General features: G+C 71.3%; 16 protein-coding genes. 4 read left to right on the top strand and 12 right to left on the bottom strand.

The genetic code is table 11. The features are described from left to right. Positions 1 to 62: 62 nt before the first annotated feature. The 6 genes from IEZ19_RS02445 to IEZ19_RS02420 all read right to left on the bottom strand — a co-directional run bounded on the left by IEZ19_RS02445 (position 63) and on the right by IEZ19_RS02420 (position 6,278). Entirely contained in the window at positions 63 to 686 is a 624-nt protein-coding gene (locus IEZ19_RS02445; protein WP_189309262.1) for a DsbA family oxidoreductase, read from the bottom strand. Between the two features lie 10 nt (positions 687 to 696). After that, entirely contained in the window at positions 697 to 1,335 is a 639-nt protein-coding gene (locus tag IEZ19_RS02440; protein WP_189309261.1) for an HD domain-containing protein, read from the bottom strand. A 97-nt stretch (positions 1,336 to 1,432) separates the two neighbouring features. Further along, positions 1,433 to 2,410, bottom strand: a complete 978-nt coding sequence (locus IEZ19_RS02435) for a GlxA family transcriptional regulator (protein WP_268248602.1) — start codon at positions 2,408 to 2,410, stop codon at positions 1,433 to 1,435. A gap of 99 nt (positions 2,411 to 2,509) precedes the next feature. Beyond that, a complete protein-coding gene (locus IEZ19_RS02430) occupies positions 2,510 to 4,744 on the bottom strand; it encodes a xanthine dehydrogenase family protein molybdopterin-binding subunit (protein WP_189309260.1) in 2,235 nt (744 codons plus the stop codon). Beyond that, on the bottom strand, positions 4,741 to 5,742 hold the full coding sequence (locus IEZ19_RS02425) for an FAD binding domain-containing protein (RefSeq protein WP_189309259.1): 1,002 nt from the start codon (positions 5,740 to 5,742) through the stop codon (positions 4,741 to 4,743). The genes IEZ19_RS02430 and IEZ19_RS02425 overlap by 4 nt, the downstream gene beginning before the upstream one ends. Positions 5,743 to 5,750: 8 nt before the next feature. After that, positions 5,751 to 6,278 carry a (2Fe-2S)-binding protein gene (locus IEZ19_RS02420; RefSeq protein WP_189309258.1) on the bottom strand — a complete coding sequence of 176 codons (528 nt, stop codon included), beginning with the start codon at positions 6,276 to 6,278 and terminating at the stop codon, positions 5,751 to 5,753. Positions 6,279 to 6,378: 100 nt separating this feature from the next. Between IEZ19_RS02420 and IEZ19_RS02415 the strand changes: the two genes are divergently transcribed. Beyond that, positions 6,379 to 6,900, top strand: coding sequence for an antibiotic biosynthesis monooxygenase (locus IEZ19_RS02415; RefSeq protein ID WP_189309257.1), 522 nt, complete (start codon positions 6,379 to 6,381; stop codon positions 6,898 to 6,900). Positions 6,901 to 6,961: 61 nt separating this feature from the next. Here the strand turns inward: IEZ19_RS02415 and IEZ19_RS02410 are convergent, their stop codons facing one another. After that, positions 6,962 to 8,044, bottom strand: a complete 1,083-nt coding sequence (locus IEZ19_RS02410) for an aldo/keto reductase (RefSeq protein WP_189309256.1) — start codon at positions 8,042 to 8,044, stop codon at positions 6,962 to 6,964. A 165-nt stretch (positions 8,045 to 8,209) separates the two neighbouring features. Between IEZ19_RS02410 and IEZ19_RS02405 the strand changes: the two genes are divergently transcribed. Next, the gene (locus IEZ19_RS02405) at positions 8,210 to 9,040 is read left to right on the top strand and encodes a pentapeptide repeat-containing protein (protein ID WP_189309255.1); all 831 of its coding nucleotides are present in this window, start codon (positions 8,210 to 8,212) and stop codon (positions 9,038 to 9,040) included. Here IEZ19_RS02405 and IEZ19_RS02400 read toward each other — a convergent pair. Then, the gene (locus tag IEZ19_RS02400) at positions 9,002 to 10,534 is read right to left on the bottom strand and encodes a cytochrome P450 (RefSeq protein ID WP_189309254.1); all 1,533 of its coding nucleotides are present in this window, start codon (positions 10,532 to 10,534) and stop codon (positions 9,002 to 9,004) included. The two genes, IEZ19_RS02405 and IEZ19_RS02400, sit on opposite strands and share 39 nt — an antisense overlap. A gap of 108 nt (positions 10,535 to 10,642) precedes the next feature. On the opposite strand from IEZ19_RS02400, the gene IEZ19_RS02395 reads away from it, so the two are divergent. Together IEZ19_RS02395 and IEZ19_RS02390 are read left to right on the top strand one after the other, a co-directional pair. Further along, positions 10,643 to 11,248 (top strand): TetR/AcrR family transcriptional regulator, encoded by a 606-nt coding sequence (locus tag IEZ19_RS02395; protein ID WP_189309253.1) that lies wholly within the window; start codon positions 10,643 to 10,645, stop codon positions 11,246 to 11,248. Between the two features lie 109 nt (positions 11,249 to 11,357). Next, complete coding sequence (locus IEZ19_RS02390; protein WP_189309252.1) at positions 11,358 to 12,083, top strand: DUF2470 domain-containing protein; 726 nt, start codon at positions 11,358 to 11,360, stop codon at positions 12,081 to 12,083. Here the strand turns inward: IEZ19_RS02390 and IEZ19_RS02385 are convergent. The 4 genes from IEZ19_RS02385 to IEZ19_RS02370 all read right to left on the bottom strand — a co-directional run bounded on the left by IEZ19_RS02385 (position 12,051) and on the right by IEZ19_RS02370 (position 16,295). Next, complete coding sequence (locus tag IEZ19_RS02385; protein WP_189309251.1) at positions 12,051 to 13,259, bottom strand: lactonase family protein; 1,209 nt, start codon at positions 13,257 to 13,259, stop codon at positions 12,051 to 12,053. The two genes, IEZ19_RS02390 and IEZ19_RS02385, sit on opposite strands and share 33 nt — an antisense overlap. Positions 13,260 to 13,374: 115 nt before the next feature. Continuing rightward, positions 13,375 to 14,409: a hypothetical protein gene (locus IEZ19_RS02380; RefSeq protein ID WP_189309250.1), complete on the bottom strand. Its 1,035-nt coding sequence runs from the start codon at positions 14,407 to 14,409 to the stop codon at positions 13,375 to 13,377. Between the two features lie 34 nt (positions 14,410 to 14,443). Beyond that, positions 14,444 to 15,697: an FUSC family protein gene (locus IEZ19_RS02375; protein WP_189309249.1), complete on the bottom strand. Its 1,254-nt coding sequence runs from the start codon at positions 15,695 to 15,697 to the stop codon at positions 14,444 to 14,446. Between the two features lie 103 nt (positions 15,698 to 15,800). Next, positions 15,801 to 16,295 carry an FBP domain-containing protein gene (locus IEZ19_RS02370; protein ID WP_189309248.1) on the bottom strand — a complete coding sequence of 165 codons (495 nt, stop codon included), beginning with the start codon at positions 16,293 to 16,295 and terminating at the stop codon, positions 15,801 to 15,803. Between the last annotated feature and the right edge of the window lie 2 nt (positions 16,296 to 16,297).

The following is a 16,297-nucleotide window of genomic DNA, read 5'->3' as shown; positions in this document are numbered from 1 at the left end:
GCAGGTCAGTCCCGGGACATTCCTATCGTGCCCGCGTCGGGAGCGGTGGCGGCCGGTGGCGGTCAGAGCAGCTGTCCCACGGCGTCGTCCGCCAGCTGTTCGAACCGCTCCGGTGGCAGCAGGCCCGAGACCAGCCGCCCGGCGACCAGCCAGCTGGGCGTCGCCCGGACCCCGAACTCGGCGCCCAGCGCCTCCACCTGGTCGAGATCCCGAAGGGCGCTGCCGTCCTCGAACGCCCCGTGCAGCGCGTCGAGATCGATGCCCGCCTCGACGGCATGACGGTCCACTGTCGCCCTGTGGCCCAGGTCCTCGCCCAGCGCGAAGTGGGCCGCGAAGAGGGCGCCGATGAACCGGTCCACGGCATCGGGACGGTGCAGACGCGCCCATTCCACCGCCGCCAGGGCCATCCGCGTGTTCGGGAGCCGTGACGGCCAGTCGAGCGTCAGGCCGGCACGGACCGCCTCCTGTTCGAGTGCGGTGTACATCGCTCCCTCCCGCCGTCCGGCCTCGATGCCGCGGGGCGGGATCTCCGGGTGGATCTGGAACGGCAGGTGCACGACGTCCAGTCCGTGCGCGGCGAAGATCTCGTTCCTCTGCCGGCCGACGTAGCAGAAGGGGCACATGAGATCGAACCAGTGCAGGATCCTGCGTGGGTCGGCCGCGACCGTGGAGTGCACGTCCGTCATGTCGTCCGTCCTACTCGGGCCAGGCGGAGTTCTGGATGACGTCCACGAAGTCGATACGGTGGAATCCGGGGACGAAGTGTTCCAGGACGTCCGCGTTCACCGTGCCGAACGTGGTGTCGGGGCGGTGCTTGAAGCCGTCCGTGAACGCCTGGAGGATCTGCCGCTTGAAGTCCGGGCGGGGGTGCGCGGCGGTGACCTCGTCGATCTCGGCCTGGCTGATGTTCGCCAGGTGCATACCGAGCACGTCGGTCTCGACGCCCGCGGTGGTGGCCGCGATCTCCGGGGCCAGCTTGTACGGCACCTCCGGGGTGGTGTGCAGGGCGATGGCCGTCCACACGGTGTCGGCCGCGCCGTCCACGACGTCGTGGCTGAGCAGGAACGCGCGCGCCTGGTCGGCACCGTCCATCTCGAAACGCTGGTCGTCGCTGCGATAGGGCGGCACCAGGCCGGTGTCGTGGAACAGGGCCGCCACGTACAGCAGTTCCGGATCGGGCGTGATGCCGAGCGCCCGCGCCTGGAGGCTGCCGAAGAGATAGACCCGCCGGGAGTGGTGGAAGATCAGCGGGGGTGTGGTGTCGCGGATGAGGTCGGTGGCGTCCTTGACGAGCTTGCTGTCGGGGATCTCGATGCCGGCGATCTTCTCGGTCATGTCTGCCTCCTGGGAGAGCTTCGAACGATGTGTCCAGTCTCCGGTGGGTGCGGCTGCCGCGTCCGCTACGCGATGGCCAACACGTCCTCGAAAACGGTCATGCCTTCTCCTCGATGTCACGCTCCGGGCGGGAAGCGGGCCGTGTGGTGGCGAAGCGGTGCTGGTAGCGGGTGGGGGAGACGCCCAGGTGCCGGACGAAGGCGCGCCGCAGGCTCTCGTAGCTGGGGAAACCCGACAGGGACGCGGCCTCGGTGGCGGTGTGCCCGGAGTCGAGGAGCGCCTTGGCCCGGTCGAAGCGGATCAGCTCCACGTACTTCATCGGCGTGGTGTCCAGTTCGGCGCGGAACATTCGGGTCAGATGCCGGGGGCTGACCCGCACCCCCGCGGCCAGGGAGTCCAGGCTGTGGTCGGCCGAGGGGTCGGCCTGCACCAGGTCCTGGACCAGCCGCAGCACCGGGGTCCGAGGGGCCGGGCCCTGGAGCGAGGCGGAGAACTGCGACTGCCCGCCGGACCGCTGCATGAACACCACCAGCGAGCGCGCGACACCGCGGGCCAGGTCGGGACCGTGGTCCTCCTCCACCAGCGCGAGCGCCAGGTCGATGCCCGCGGTGACGCCGGCCGAGGTGTAGGTCGTGCCGTCCTTGACGAAGATGGCGTCGGGCTCCACCCGCATCGACGGGTAGCCGCGGGCCAGCAGCGTGGTGTGCTGCCAGTGCGTCGTCACGCGCTTGCCGTCCAGGAGTCCCGCCGCGGCCAGGATGAACGCGCCTGTACAGATCGACGCGACCCGTCCGGCCCGCTCCGCGAGTCTCTTCGCGGCCGTACTGAGATCCGGATCGACGGGGAAGCCGGGCAGCAGGTCGCCGCCCACCACCAGCAGGGTGTCCGGTTCGGAGACCGATGCCGCGTCCGTGTCCACCGGCACCCGCAGGCCGATGGAGGTGCGCACCGGGGCCCCGCTCACCGAGACGACCGTCAGCCGGTAGTCCGCGCCGAACCGGTTGGCTTCGCTGAAGACCTCGGCAGGACCGGACAGATCGAGCATCTTCATGTCGTCGAACACGAGAACGCCCACGGTGTGCGGCTTCGGTGTCACTCGCTGCTTCGCTTTCTTCCGACCGGCTCGGGCTGCGGACACCATCATGCGCTCGCCAGTGAACGACCCCGGCCGCACCTACAGCAGATCCTCGATGGCGATCGGCAGCTTCCGGACCCGCCGTCCGGTCGCGTGGTGGACGGCGTTCGCGATCGCCGCCGCGACCCCGACCTGCCCGATCTCGCCCACACCCTTGACGCCCAGCGGATTGACGACGCTGTCCTCGACCTCGACCAGCTCGACGTCGACGTCCGGCGCGTCCGCGTTAACCGCGACCAGATACTCACCCAGGCTCGCGCCGGCCCAGCGGCCGGTGCGCGGATGCATGTGGTTGGCCTCGAGGAGTGCCTGTCCGAGGCCCCAGAGCATGCCGCCCATCAGCTGGCTGCGTGCCAGCTTGGGGTTGAGCACCCGGCCCGGGGCGAAGGCGCCGGTCAGGCGCCGCACCCGGACCAGCCCCAGCTCGGCGTCCACCGCCACCTCGGCGAACTGGGCGCCGAAGGTCATCATCCCGTACCCGGGATCGCCGCCCGGCGGACTCCATGTGCCGGTCGCCTCGGCGTCCGGCTGGACATCGCGCTGCAGCAACTCGGCGTACGACTCCCGCGCGGTCCCGGCCGTCATCACTCCGTCCTGTACGACGACGTCGACCGGATCCGCCCCGTACAGCGGCGAGTTGCTGTCGCCGGTCGCCTGGGCGATGAGCTGGTTGCGCAGTGCGGTGGCGGCGCTGTGCACGGCGGCACTGATCATGCCCGAGCCCGCCGATCCCACCGCGGCAGCGATGTTGGGGAGGTCCGTGTCCCCGTTCTCGAAGCGGCAGCGGTCCAGGGACATGCCGAGGGCGTCGGCGGCGACCTGCGTCATCACCGTGGCGACACCTGTGCCGAAGTCGGGGGTGGCTGCCTGCACGACGGCGGTGCCGTCGGCGTACATCCGGGCCCGCGCACGCTGGGGGTTGGGCGGCAGGACGACCGGATAACCCGCGCTGGCCATGCCCGTCCCGATCAGCCAGTTGCCCTCGCGGCGCCTGCCCGGCCGGGGGTCGCGGCCCTCCCAGCCGAAGCGCTCGGCGCCGCGCCGGTAGCACTCGAGCAGACCGCTGCTGGACCACGGCCGCCCCGAAGAGGGGCTGACCGCCGAGAGGTTGCGCTCCCGCAGCTCGATCGGATCCATCCCCAGCTCACCGGCCAGCTCGTCCATGGCGCACTCGAGGGCGAACATCCCGCTCGCCTCACCGGGCGCCCGCATGAAGGTGGGGGTCATGGTGTTGGCCCGGAAGATCCGGTAGACACCGTCGAAGTTCGGGCAGCCGTAGATCTCCGGCGAGACGCCCAGACTGGGCTCGGCCCAGTCGTCGAAGTGCGAGGTGGGCGACAGCTTGTGATGCCGGATCCCGGTCAGCCGGCCGTCCCGCGTCGCCCCGAGGGTGATCCGCTGTTCCTGCTCCTCCCGGTGCCCGACCGACGTGAACATCTGCTCACGCGTCAGGACGAGCTTCACCGGCCTGCCGACCTCGCGGGCGGCCAGCGCGGCGAGCGCAGCGTGGTCGTGGATCATCGCCTTGGAGCCGAAGCTGCCGCCGACGTAGTGACCGATCACCCGGATCTTCGACAGGGGAATGCCCAGTTGGCGCGCCACGGTGATCTGTGTGGCGTTGACTCCCTGGGTGGCGTCGTGCAGCAGCACTTCGTCGCCGTCCCACTCGGCCGTCGTGCCGGACGGCTCGAGGGGGTTGTGGTTGTTCGCGGCGTAGCTGAACGTCGTGTCCACCCGCACGTCCGCCGCCGCCAGGCCGGTCTCGATGTCCCCGCGCGAGACCCGGCCGGGCAGCCAGCCGCCGAAGACGCGGTCGGGTACGTAGGCCTGGTCGCGTCCCTGGTCGAGGGTGACGAGGGGTGGCCGCTCCTCGTACGAGACGCGGATCAGGCTCGCCGCGTACTGGGCCCGCTCCAGGGTGTCGGCGACGACGATCGCGATGTGCTGGCCGGCGTAGTGGACGACGTCGTCCTGCATGGGGAAGAACGTCTGCCCGGGTGCCGCGGTGCCGCCCAGCGAGGGGATCAGCGGCGGCTGTTCCGCGATGCTCGGCAGGTTCTCGTGCGTCAGGACGGCGAGTACACCCTCCTCGGCCCGGGCGTCGCCCGCGTCGATGCCGGTGATACGGCCGTTCGCGATGCGGGAACCGACGAGAACGGCGTAGGAGATGCCGGGGATCGGGGTCTCGGCGAAGTAGCGTGCGCTGCCAGTGACCTTGGCCCGGCCGTCGACACGGTCCAGAGACTGTCCGATTGCCGGTGCGATGGTCGTCATGACGCGCTCCTGCCAGGGTCGCCGGTGAGTGTGTCGAGGGCGCGCACGATCGTGCGTTGCGCCAGTTCGGCCTTGAAGGCGTTCATCGGGGTCGGCCTGGCCTCGATGAGTTCGACCCTGGCCGCCTGCTCGAAGTTGCTCCGCACCGTACGGGCGCCGATCAGGAAGTCCTCGACGCGCCAGGCCCGCCACGGCTTCGTGGCCACGCCGCCCAGAGCCACGCGCACATCCGCGATCGTGCCGTCCACCACGGACAGCGCGGCCGCCACCGAGACGAGCGCGAACTCGTAACTCTCCCGGTCCCGGACCTTGAGATACAGCGAGTTGCGCGCCACCGGTGCCGCGGGGACCTCGATCGCCGTGATCAGCTCGCCGTGGGCCATCGGATGCTCGCGGTGCGGGCTGTCGCCCGGCAGCAGGAAGAAGTCGTCGAAGGCGTACGACCGTTCGCCCGACGGCCCGAGTGTGTGCACCGTCGCGTCCAGGGCCATCAGCGCGACCGCCACGTCCGAGGGGTGGGTGGCGATGCAGTGCTCACTCGTGCCCAGCACGGCGTGCCCCCGGCTGAACCCGTCGATCGCGGAGCAACCGGCGCCCGGCTCACGCTTGTTGCAGGGCGACTCGGCGTCACGGAAGTACGAGCACCGCACGCGCTGCAGCAGGTTTCCGCCCATGGACGCCATGTGCCGCAGCTGCGCCGAGGCGCCCAGCTCCAGCGCCTGACTGATCAGGGGATAGCGCTCGCGGACGACGGGTGTCGCGGCGACCTCGCTCATCCGGGCCAGGGCACCGATGCGCACACCGCCGTCCGGCAGCAACTCGACACCGGTCAGCGGCAGTTGATTGATGTCGACGAGCCGCCGCGGATGCAGGACGTTCTGCCGCAGCAGATCGATCTCGGTGGTTCCGCCCGCCAGGAAGTCACTGGTCGGATCCGCACTGACCGCGGCGACCGCGGTGGCGGTGTCGGTGGCCCGTGAGTAGGTGATCGGCCGCACGGCTCACCTCACTGTGCTTCGTCGCGGACGGCACGGATGGCGGCGCGGATATGGGGATAGGCCGCGCAGCGACAGATGTTGCCGCTCATCCACTCCTTGATCTCGGCATCGTCGTGCGCGTGGCCTTCCTTCAGCAGGGCCACCGCGGACATGATCTGGCCGGGGGTGCAGAAGCCGCACTGGAAGGCGTCCTCGGCGATGAAAGCCCGCTGCATGGCGTGCAGTTCCTCGCCGTCGGCCAACCCCTCGACGGTCGTCACCTCGTGTCCCTCGCACGTCAGCGCCAGGGTGAGGCAGGACAGCACACGGTTTCCGTCCACCCACACCGTGCAGGTGCCGCAGGTGCCCTGGTCGCAGCCCTTCTTGGCGCCGGTCAGATCCAGGTGCTCCCGCAGCGCGTCGAGCAGGCTGACCCGTGGCTCGATCTCCAGGGAACGCTCGGTGCCGTTGACCGACAGCACCACCGTGACCGGACCGGGGCCTCGCTCGTCGAGTGCTTGCCCACGCTCGGTGAGGTCCGAACTGCGTACAGACATGAGTTACCTCCTATAGCGGCACTTTCATCCTCATACCGCCACATGAGGGGCGCAACCGTACGATTCTGGTACTGCGTCGGCAGTCCGCGAGGCGGTGACCGTGGTCTTCACCTGGGAGGTGAAGTCCGGGCACGAGTCGGATTTCGAACGATGGGCACACGGGATGGAGCGGGAGGCGGCCGCCTTTCCCGGCCATGAGGGGGTCACCTGGCTGCGGCCGGAAGGAGAAGGCGCCCGGTATCACGCGGTCGTCCGTTTCGCGGACACCTCCGCCCTGGACCGCTGGATGACCTCGCCGCAGCGGGCCGAGTGGCAGCAGAGTGCCGCGCCGCTCGTACGGCCCGTACGGCCCCATCTGGCCACCACCGGCCTGGAGACGTGGTTCAACGTGCCGGGCATCTCCGCGAAGCCCCCGGCACGATGGAAGATGTCGCTGGTGACGATCCTCGCCGTCTACCCGTTCGCGCTGCTCTACGACGGTCTCGTCGCCGAACACTTCCACGGCTGGGCCCTGCGCTGGCGCACCGCGGTCTTCCCGATCATCCTGGCGCCGCTGCTCACCCACGCGGTGATGCCCTGGCTCAGCAGGGTGTTCCGGCGACGGCTCTCCCCGCGGTCCTAGGAGGCCGATCCGCGGTCTCTGACCGCGAATTGCGGACGTCACCATCGCCTCGCACCGGACGTCAGTAGCGCGCCGTGCTCTCCAGCAGCGGCGGATACACCGCGCTGGGCACACCGTCGACGGTGGCCCCGGCGTACTTGAGCATCGCGCCCACCTGCCGGTTGAGGTCGTACGGGAAGTCGAGGACCGGGGCCGACACCTCGTCCAGCACCGCCGTCTGCTCCGGGGTCAGCCGTACCTCGAGGCCCGCCAGGTTGGCCTCCAGATGCTCCACCTTCCGCGGGCCGATGAGCGTGGAACTGACGGCGGGACGGCCCTGCACCCAGGCCAGCGCCACCGCGGCGGGGCTCGCGCCGGCCTCCTCGGCGACGCCCGCGAGCGCCTCGATCACGGTGAACTGGGCCTCGTCGGGCTGTCCCAGTGCGGCCGACCGCCGGGTGTCGGCGGGCGCCGTCCGCCCCTTGCGGTACTTCCCCGAAAGGAACCCGCTCTTGAGCGGGCTCCATGGCAGCAGCCCCATTCCGGCGTCCTGGGCCAGCGGCACCAGCTCGCCCTCGATGGTGCGCTCCAGCAGCGAGTACTCCATCTGCAGTGCCGTGACCGGCGTCCAGCCGCGCAGCAGAGCCATGGTGTGTGCCTTGGCGGTGAACCAGGCCGGGGTGTCGGAGAAGCCGACGTAACGGATCTTGCCGGCGGTGACCAGGTCGTCCAGTGTGCGCAGGGTCTCCTCGATGGGTGTGGACCAGTCGTGGTTGTGCAGCCAGTACAGGTCGATGTGGTCCGTCCGCAGGCGGCGCAGCGAGTCCTCCAGCTGGCCGATGACCGCCTTGCGGCCGGCGCCGCCGCCGTTGGGGTCGCCGAGGTGGAGGTTGCCGAAGAACTTGGTGGCCAGCACCAGCCGGTCGCGCAGGCCAGGGTGGGCGGCGAGGAAGTCGCCGAGGATCGCCTCGGAGTGGCCGTTCGTGTAGAAGTTGGCGGTGTCGACGAAGTTGCCGCCGCGGTCGAGGTAGGTCTGGAGGATCTTCTCCGACTCCTCGACGTCGCAGCCGAAGCCGCCGTCTTCGCCGAAGTTCATCGCGCCGAGGCAGAAGGGGCTCACCTTGAGCCCGGACCGGCCGAGACCGACGTACGAGTCGAGTGCCATGAAACTGCTCCCTGTTCATCTCGGAGGAATCTCGCTTCTTCGATGAAATCAACGTGAGCAGTTCACTTGTTAGAGCGATCGAACCGATGACATGCACGATCCTCTCCGGTTCCGCATGCGACGCCCGGCGCGGCGGACCCGTCGCGGGCCAGTAGGCTGGTCGGCATGCCAGATTCGACGGCCATGCGCCCCGAGTTGCGAGGGGACTGCGCGCAGTGCTTCGGGCTGTGCTGTGTCGCCCTGCCCTTCGCCACCTCCGCCGACTTCGCGCTCGACAAGCCCGCGGGCACGCCCTGCCGCAACCTCCGGGACGACCACCGGTGCGGCATTCACACCGAATTGCGGCAGCGGGGGTTCTCCGGCTGCACGGTGTACGACTGCTTCGGCGCGGGCCAGAAGGTCTCTCAGGTCACCTTCGGCGGGCAGGACTGGCGCACGGGTTCGAAGGAACACGCCCGCCGGATGTTCGAGGTGTTCCCGGTCGTGCGGCAGTTGCACGAACTGCTCTGGTACCTCGACGAGGCCCTCGGCCTGCCCGCCGCCCGTCCGGTCCACGCCGACCTGCGCGCCGCCCGGGACACGACCGAGCGGCTGACCCGGCAGACCGCCGGGGAACTCGCCGTGCTCGACGTGGCCGCGCACCGCCAGGAGGTCAACGTCCTGCTGCTGCGCACCAGCGAGTTGGCGCGGGCCGGCGTACGCGGCCGGAAGAAGGACCGCAGGGGCGCCGATCTCGTCGGTGCCCGGCTGAAGGGTGCCGATCTGCGCGGCGCGAGTCTGCGCGGCGCCTGTCTCATCGCCGCCGATCTGACCGGCGCCGATCTGCGCGGCGCGGACATGATCGGGGCGGACATGCGTGACACCGACCTCACGGACGCCGATCTGACCGGCGCCTTCTTCCTCACCCAGCCACAGATCGACGCGGCGCGCGGCAGTGCCGGCACCCGGCTGCCGGGGTCAGTCACCCATCCCGTGCACTGGGCAGCGGCCCGCTGACACGGCATCCTGCGGGGCGGTGAGCGCAGCGGCGGCCTGCGCGGGAGCGGTGCGCCGGCCGAGCCTCAGCCGCAGGCCGTCGGGCATCAGGGTCAGGCGTTCCGTCACCCGCAGTCGGTAGCCCGGGTCGGCGCGGAGGTCGTAGCGGCGCAGCAGCAGGCCGAGGACCAGCGTCGCCTCGTGCAGCGCGAACTGGCGGCCGATGCAGGCCCGCGCCCCGGTGCCGAACGGCTTGAAGGTGTGCGGTGCGCGTCCCCGGACAGCCTTCGCGTCGAAGCGGTCCGGGTCGAACTGCTCCGCGTCCGCGCCCCACACCTCCGGATCGCGGTGCAGCATCGGCGTCAGCACCAGCGCCCAGGCGCCGCGCCGCATCGGGTGCTCGCCGCCCAGCACGGTGTCCTTCCGTGCCTCGCGGGCGAAGGCCGGTGCCGTGGGCCACAGCCGCAGCGACTCGTCCAGCACCCGTCGTACGTACCGGAGTTTGGCGACCTGGTCGTAGGCGGGCGCCGGGGTGTCGCCCCAGACCCGGTCCACCTCGGCCCGTGCGCGGGCCGCGATCTCGGGGTGCCGGGAGAGGTAGTGCAGCGCGAAGGACAGCGCGCCCGAGGTGGTCTCGTGCCCGGCGACCAGGAAGGTGATCACCTGGCGTCGTACGTTCTGCGGCGAGAGCCGCTCGCCGGTCTCCGGGTGGGCCGTCTCCAGCATCCGGTCGAGCAGGTCCCCGTCCCCACGACCGGACTCGCGCCGGGCCCGCACCAGGTCGTCGACGGTCCGGTTGAGGTGGGCGATGTCGGCGGCGTTGCGGCGCGTGGCATCCCGCAGCATGAGCGGAGCCAGCGGCGAGGGCACGCTGTTCAGCCGCTGTGCATAGGTCAGCGTGCCGACCATCGCGGTGACGAAGGGATGCGGGCGGCTGCGCTCGAACGAGCCGAAGTCGTGCCCGAACCCGGTGCGGGCGATCGTCTCCAGGGTCAGCTTGGTCATGTCGCCGGGCACGTCCACGGTGTGCCCGGCCGCGAGTTCCCGGTCCCAGTGGTCCGTGAGCCGGCCGGCCACGGCCAGCATCATCGAGTGGTAGCCCTCCATGGCCTCGCGGCTGAAGCCGGGAGCCAGCACGTCGTGCGCCAGTTGCCAGTTCGGCTCGTGGTTGTACGCCGTGAACAGCCCGTCCCCGGCCACCGGACGCAGGTTGGCGACGCCCAGGCCCACATGCTTGGCGAACCGGGACTCGTCCGCGATGTCCGCCACGAGCCGGGCGCCCCACACGAACACGAACTCATTGCCGAACGCCTTGCGCCGGAAGATCGGGCCCAGGCCGCGGGCCAGCCGCACCGAGTCCTGCAGGGGCGTGCGCCGATCGACGCCCAGCACGTCGCCGAGCAGGGGAAGGCGGCGGGGCGGATGCGGGATGCGATCCAGCTCGGGCCAGCCCTGCTCGGCACTGCGGAATCCCTTCGGCAGTGCGGTTCCCGTCCCGGCACGGTTGTCGGCCATGACGCGATCTCCCTTGACCATGCTGCCCGTTGAGCATGTTGTACGTGGGTTCTATAACGTGTTCCAGTCTGGTGCCCTTATTGAACCCACGTCAAGTAAAGTGCGGGCATGGCAGCGAACCCGGAGGAGCGCACCCGCCGCAGACTCAGCACCGAGGAGCGCCGGGAGCAACTGCTGTCGGTCGGGGCCAGGCTGTTCTCCGAGAGCCCGTACGACGACGTGTGGATCGAGCAGGTCGCTGAGATCGCCGGGGTCTCCCGTGGGCTGCTGTACCACTACTTCCCGACCAAGCGGGACTTCTTCGCGGCGGTCGTCGAGCGCGAGAGCGAGCGGATGCTGCGCATGACGGCGGCGGTGCCCGGCGTACCGGTGCGCGAGCAGCTCACCGCCGGTCTGGACACCTACCTCGCCCATGTCGAGGCCCACGCCCACGGCTTCCGTGCCTTCCACCGTGCCGACGCGGCCGGTGACCAGGCGGTGCGCCGCGTCTATCAACAGGCCCTGGCCGCCCAGGAGCAGCAGATCCTGACGGCCCTCGCGAGTGACCCGGAGTTCGGTCCCCTGTTCGCCGAGCGCCCCGACGTTCCGCTGGCCGTCCGTGGCTGGCTGGCCTTCACCACGGCGGTCTGCCTGGAGTGGCTGCGCGGCCAGGACCTCTCCCGGGACCAGGTGCGGGACCTGTGCGCGCGGGCGTTGCTCGGGGTGATCTCGTAGGAGGCCGTCCGTTCCCACAGGTGCGGAGGCCCACCGTTCGTGCCCATGGTTGGCGCACACCCCGATCTTCGGTAAGTTAGGCAAGGCTTACCTAATGAGGAGGTTCGGGATGGGTGACAGCCAGGACTGGACGGCGGTGCCCGGCACCGCCGAGCGGGCGCGTTCGGTGCTCGCCACGACGTGGTCGTGCGCGGTGACGGCGGACGGCTACCGCGAGGAACTCGTCGGGGCGCACACCGTGACCGAGGACGGCCAGGTGCTGCTGCACGTACCCGACGACAGCTCCCTCGCCACGGCCGCGATCTGTGCCCCGCGCCAGGAGCCGTCCGCCGTGCTGGAGTTCGCCGACGTGGCGCCCGTCCCCGTGCGGGGCCGCATCCGGGCCCGCCTCTGGCTCGCCGGCTGGTTCACCCCGGTCGACGGCCATCTCGCCTTCACGGCCACCCGCGCGGTCCTGCGGCAGTCGTCCGGTACCGCGGTCATCGGTCTCGACGAGTTCGCCGCCGCCGCACCCGATCCGCTGGCCCGGGCCGAGGCCCGCCTGCTGACCCATCTCGCCGACTCCCACCCGGACGCGGTCGAACGCCTCACCCGCCTCGTCGAGCCACAGAGCCTGCACGCCGCGACCCGCGTCCGGCCCCTCGCGGTGGACCGGCACGGACTCACGCTGCGCATCGAACGGACCCGCACCCACGGAGACGTACGCCTGCCGTTCCACGCGCCCGCCGACGACGTCGCCCAGCTCACGGAGCGCATGCACGTGCTGCTCACACAGGCGAGCGCCTCCTCGTGCCCACGCGCCCTACAGCGGCAGCGCGCAGACCGCGACCGGTGAGGCGAACGGCTCGCCCGCGAGCCGCAGTTCTCCGGTGTCCGTGTCGACGTGGAAGACGCTCACCGTGCCGGACCGCTGGTTCGCCGCGAACAGCAGACGGCCGTCCGGCGAGAAGGCGATCTGCCGCGGGAAGTCCCCGGCCGCCGGCACCGTGTCGAGCAGCCGCAGCCGGGCGCCGTCCGCCTCGACCGCATAGCGGGTGAGGCTGTTGTGGCCGCGGTTGGCGAGGTACGCGTACCTGCCGTTCGCGGTGACGAGGAACTGCGCCGGATAGTTCGTGCCCGATCCGGTGCCCGTCGGCTGTGCCCGGCCGATCGTCAGGCGGCCCGACGCCGGGTCGTACCCGCAGACCGCGACCGTGTTGTCGACCTCGTTGGCCAGATACGCGTACCGCCCGCCCGGATGGAAGGTCAGATGACGAGGACCCGCGCCCGGCCGCGTGGACGCCCGAGCCACCTCCGCGAGCGTGCCCTTCGCCGTGTCCAGCCGGTAGGTGTACACGGTGTCCGTGCCCAGGTCGACGGCGAGGACGTGACCGCCGTCCGGGCTCGTGATGAACTGATGGGCGTGCGGCCCCTGTTGACCCGGACCGGGCCGAGGGGTGGAGTGCGTGACCAGGGCGGTGCGCTCGCCGAGGGCGCCCGAGGCGTCGATCGGGTGCACGGCGACGCTGCCCGTCTGGTAGTTGGCGCTCAGCAGCCAGCGCCCGGTGGGGTGCACGGACAGATGGCAGGGTGCCCCGCCGCCGGTGCTCCGGGCGCCGAGGATCCGCCGGTCGGACAGCCGTACGGCGGTCACGGCGCCGTCCTCGCGCTCGTCGACGGCGTACAGCGTGCGCCGGTCGGGGTGCACGGCGAGATACGACGGATCGGCGACCCCGGTGAGGGTCCCGGTGCCGGTGACACGGCCCGTCGCCGGGGCGTAGGTGGCCAGGCCGATGCCGGTGCCGCCGCCCTCGGCCGAGGTGTAGGTGCCCAGGTAGAGGGGGCGGGGCCCGGAGGGTGGCGTAGCGGCGCGGGGCCGCGGTCGAGGGGCGGTCGCCGTGCCGGGTTCGCCGGGGTCCGTCCTCGGCGCCGCCGGTGCCGGAAGGCCCACCACGGCGGCCGCTCCCGCCAGGGCCCCGACGAACCGGCGCCTGCTCCAGCCGCCGTTCGCCGCCTCCGCACCACTGCCCATGCCCGCACCTCAGGTCGTCCGCTGCCCCGGTCGTGACAGCCACCTTGGCGTGGCCCCGCCCCTCAGCGCAAACGGCAAAGCCTGTTGCGCAGCACGCAACGGCGTTCTGTGCGGGCTACCAGTCGCCGTCCTCCACCGGTTTGCCCGGCGCGTCCTTCAGCGGCTTCACCTGGCCGGGAGACGGCGCCTGCCAGGGGTCGAGGTCGTCGCCGAGCCAGTCACCGACCGGCTTGACCGTGCCCAGTCCGTCCGTGGGGGCCAGGTCCTCGGCCTCCTGGTCGTAGTAGTCGTACCAGGGCAGACCGGCGCGGGTGTACGCCGCCCGGTCCACCGGCGAGGGCGGGGGCGCCTCGCCCGTGATGCGACGCCACTCCGGAGGCGTCACCAGATGCACGAACACCCGGCCCGCCGGCTCCGTCGCCCAGTCCTTGAGCGAACGGTCGTCCCGGTACACCTCCTGGCGCATCGAGCCGCCCACGCCGAGCCCCATCGCCGCGGCCCGGGGTGCCGCGGCCGGCGGGGGAGCCGCGCCGGGAGCCTGCGGGGCGGCCATGGCCATCGGCGCCCCGTACGCCCCGACGGCGCCGCGCATGCGTTCCCGTCGCGCCTGCTCCTCCCGGCGCCACGCCGCCAGCGGCTCGTCCTTCAGCGGGAACGACTGCAACTGGATGCCGCCCCACACCTCCTCGCCCGTGACCTGCCCCTCCACCGTCGCCCCGAGCCCCAGCGGCACGGCCACGAACTGGCGCACCGTCCCCTTGCCCGAGTTGATCCCGTCGAGCCAGGGCTGCCGGGGCAGCACGACGTAGTTCTGCGGCTTCCGGGACAGTCTGTCGCTCCACCGCTTGCCCGAGACCGCGCACACCTTGCCCACCCCGACCTGCAACGCGGCCGGCTCCGTCGTCCCCGCGAAGCTCAGCCACATCGCCTCGCGCAGATACACAGGCAGCATCACTCCGCCGCGCGCCCGCCACAGCTCGGGCACCGTGTCCGGAAAGTCCGACACCCGCCGGAGAGGGAACTCGCCCAGCCCCGGCCGCAGCGGATGCGTGCCCGTCTCGGGCAACCGCAGCGTGCGCACGAACCGCACCGCCACTCCGCCCGGCAGCCGCAGCGTGTTCCCGTCGATCCGTACGGTCGTCTCCGTCATCCGCACGCTCCCCTCCGCTCGCCCGGTCACTCCTTCACGGAGAACGCCCCCCGGCACCCGACTGGTTCCGCCGCAGCCGCTCCGGTACGCCCACCCGCTCCCGCAGCCAGGTCAGCCGCGGGAGTTTGGCGCGCTGCTCCTGGGAGACCCGGTCCAGTTCCTCCAGGAGGCGCTGCGAGCGGTGCTCGGTGTCGAGTTCGTCGAGGATCCTGTTCACCTCGGTCAGGACGGCGCCGAGCAGCTGCCAGTCCTTCGCGTCACGTTCGAACTCCTCGCGCAGCAGCAGGGCCAGCTTGTCGCGGGTGCCGGCGGCCGTGTGCAGCTCGGCGGTGAGCCGGGCCTCGGCGGACTCGGCGTCGGCGCTCAGATGGGTGGTCACCAGCACCGCGAAGCTGACCACCGCGTCGGCCATCTCGGACAGCAGCTGCTCGACGGCGGCGCCGGCCTGCGGCGAGAACAGCGGCTCGGGGTCGCGGGCCTTCGCCAGGTCGGTGAAGGTCCGGGCCAGCACCCGCAGTACGACCGTGCAGATCTCCAGCGTGTCCAGGCCGGTCCGCAGCACCACCCGGTGCAGCAGGCCCTCACGGACGCGCGGGTTGAGGCGCAGGCTGTCCTCGGCCTGGCGCAGGTCCGCGTCGACGCCCGCGATGTCGTGGTCGAGCCGGCGCGCCTCGTGCAGCCGTTCGGCGGCCAGCTCCCACGGGGTGCGTTCCGCGGCCTGCTCGCCGAGCCGCAGCATGAGCTGCCGTACCCGGCGCGCGAGCCCCTCGATCGACTCCCCGGCCTCCTCCACCCACACCGGGGGCGGGATCAGCACATTGCAGCCGAGCCCCACGACCGCGCCGATCAGCGTCTCCACCACCCGCGCCCAGGCCGTGTTCCCGACCGCGGTCACCCCGAGCACCAGCATGGCGCTGATCGCGACCTCCGGGACGTACTCGTCCACGCGCACCAGATGCCCCACGGCCAGCGAGGCGACGATCAGCAGGGCGAGGCTCCACCAGGTCAGGCCGACCAGCAGGCTGAAGGCGATGGCGACCAGGACGCCGGCCACCACCGAGTTCACCCGGCGGATCCCGTTGGTGAGCGTGGCGTAGAGGGTGACCTGGACGACGAGGAGCGCGGTCAGCGGCGCGGTCAGCGGTGCGGGCTCCGGGCTCAGGCGGAGCGCGACGACGTAGGCGAGCGTCGCCGCGAAGGCGGACCGCAGTGTCGTCACGACAACGGGTTCCCGCCACCGCCTCAGCAACCGCCGCAGCCCCGCCGTCCACTTCCGTACGTCTGGCATCTCTTGGGCTGTTCCCCTTCGACGGACGCGCCGAACGTACCCGCCGGGGGCGGCCGGGGCGGGCAAGCAGACCGCTCACGGCCCGTGTGTCACCTGGGCCGGGTCAGACATACAGCCTGTCGAGGAACGCCGACAGATTCCCCGCCGTGCGCGCGATCTGCTCCTCGGTGGTCAGGCTCTCCTCGATACGCATGCCGGACTCGGGCACCTTCCGGCCCCGCACGTAGAGCGAGCAGGCCAGATCCGTGCACATGTACACGCCGACGGAATTGCCCTCACGGCCGGCGGCGCCGGCCTTGCGGGCGGTCATGAGCGACACCCCGCCGCCGGGGTGGGTCGTCAGACACAACGAACACATGCTCCGGTGCAGAAAGCCGTGCCGAGCGGGGGGAAACCGCAGCGCCACGCCGACCGGTTCCCGCCACCGCTCGGCCACCAGATAACTGCGATCGGGGGCCCCCGGATCCCGCCACCCCAGAAAGTCCAGCTCGGGCCAGGGCCGTTCAGCCAGATCCCGCGGCACCGGGAGCCGCTTGGCCTCCCCCTTCGAGCAGTTCACGAAGGAGTCACGGATGTCCTGCTCGGTGAGTGATCTCATGG

The organism is Streptomyces brasiliensis, assembly GCF_014647875.1.
Taxonomy (GTDB): Bacteria; Actinomycetota; Actinomycetes; order Streptomycetales; family Streptomycetaceae; genus Streptomyces; species Streptomyces brasiliensis.
Note: the sequence above shows the minus strand (reverse complement) of the source record. Positions and strands in the feature narration are given on the sequence as shown.

Excerpts from the sequence above, each read along its gene's own strand:
- IEZ19_RS02370 (WP_189309248.1), bottom strand. The coding sequence starts at position 16,295 with ATGAGATCACTCACCGAGCAGGACATCCGTGACTCCTTCGTGAACTGC.
- IEZ19_RS02405 (WP_189309255.1), top strand. The coding sequence starts at position 8,210 with ATGCCAGATTCGACGGCCATGCGCCCCGAGTTGCGAGGGGACTGCGCG.
- IEZ19_RS02420 (WP_189309258.1), bottom strand. The coding sequence starts at position 6,278 with ATGTCTGTACGCAGTTCGGACCTCACCGAGCGTGGGCAAGCACTCGAC.
- IEZ19_RS02445 (WP_189309262.1), bottom strand. The coding sequence starts at position 686 with ATGACGGACGTGCACTCCACGGTCGCGGCCGACCCACGCAGGATCCTG.
- IEZ19_RS02430 (WP_189309260.1), bottom strand. The coding sequence starts at position 4,744 with ATGACGACCATCGCACCGGCAATCGGACAGTCTCTGGACCGTGTCGAC.
- IEZ19_RS02380 (WP_189309250.1), bottom strand. The coding sequence starts at position 14,409 with ATGACGGAGACGACCGTACGGATCGACGGGAACACGCTGCGGCTGCCG.
- IEZ19_RS02395 (WP_189309253.1), top strand. The coding sequence starts at position 10,643 with ATGGCAGCGAACCCGGAGGAGCGCACCCGCCGCAGACTCAGCACCGAG.
- IEZ19_RS02390 (WP_189309252.1), top strand. The coding sequence starts at position 11,358 with ATGGGTGACAGCCAGGACTGGACGGCGGTGCCCGGCACCGCCGAGCGG.
- IEZ19_RS02410 (WP_189309256.1), bottom strand. The coding sequence starts at position 8,044 with ATGGCACTCGACTCGTACGTCGGTCTCGGCCGGTCCGGGCTCAAGGTG.
- IEZ19_RS02400 (WP_189309254.1), bottom strand. The coding sequence starts at position 10,534 with ATGGCCGACAACCGTGCCGGGACGGGAACCGCACTGCCGAAGGGATTC.
- IEZ19_RS02375 (WP_189309249.1), bottom strand. The coding sequence starts at position 15,697 with ATGCCAGACGTACGGAAGTGGACGGCGGGGCTGCGGCGGTTGCTGAGG.
- IEZ19_RS02385 (WP_189309251.1), bottom strand. The coding sequence starts at position 13,259 with ATGGGCAGTGGTGCGGAGGCGGCGAACGGCGGCTGGAGCAGGCGCCGG.
- IEZ19_RS02440 (WP_189309261.1), bottom strand. The coding sequence starts at position 1,335 with ATGACCGAGAAGATCGCCGGCATCGAGATCCCCGACAGCAAGCTCGTC.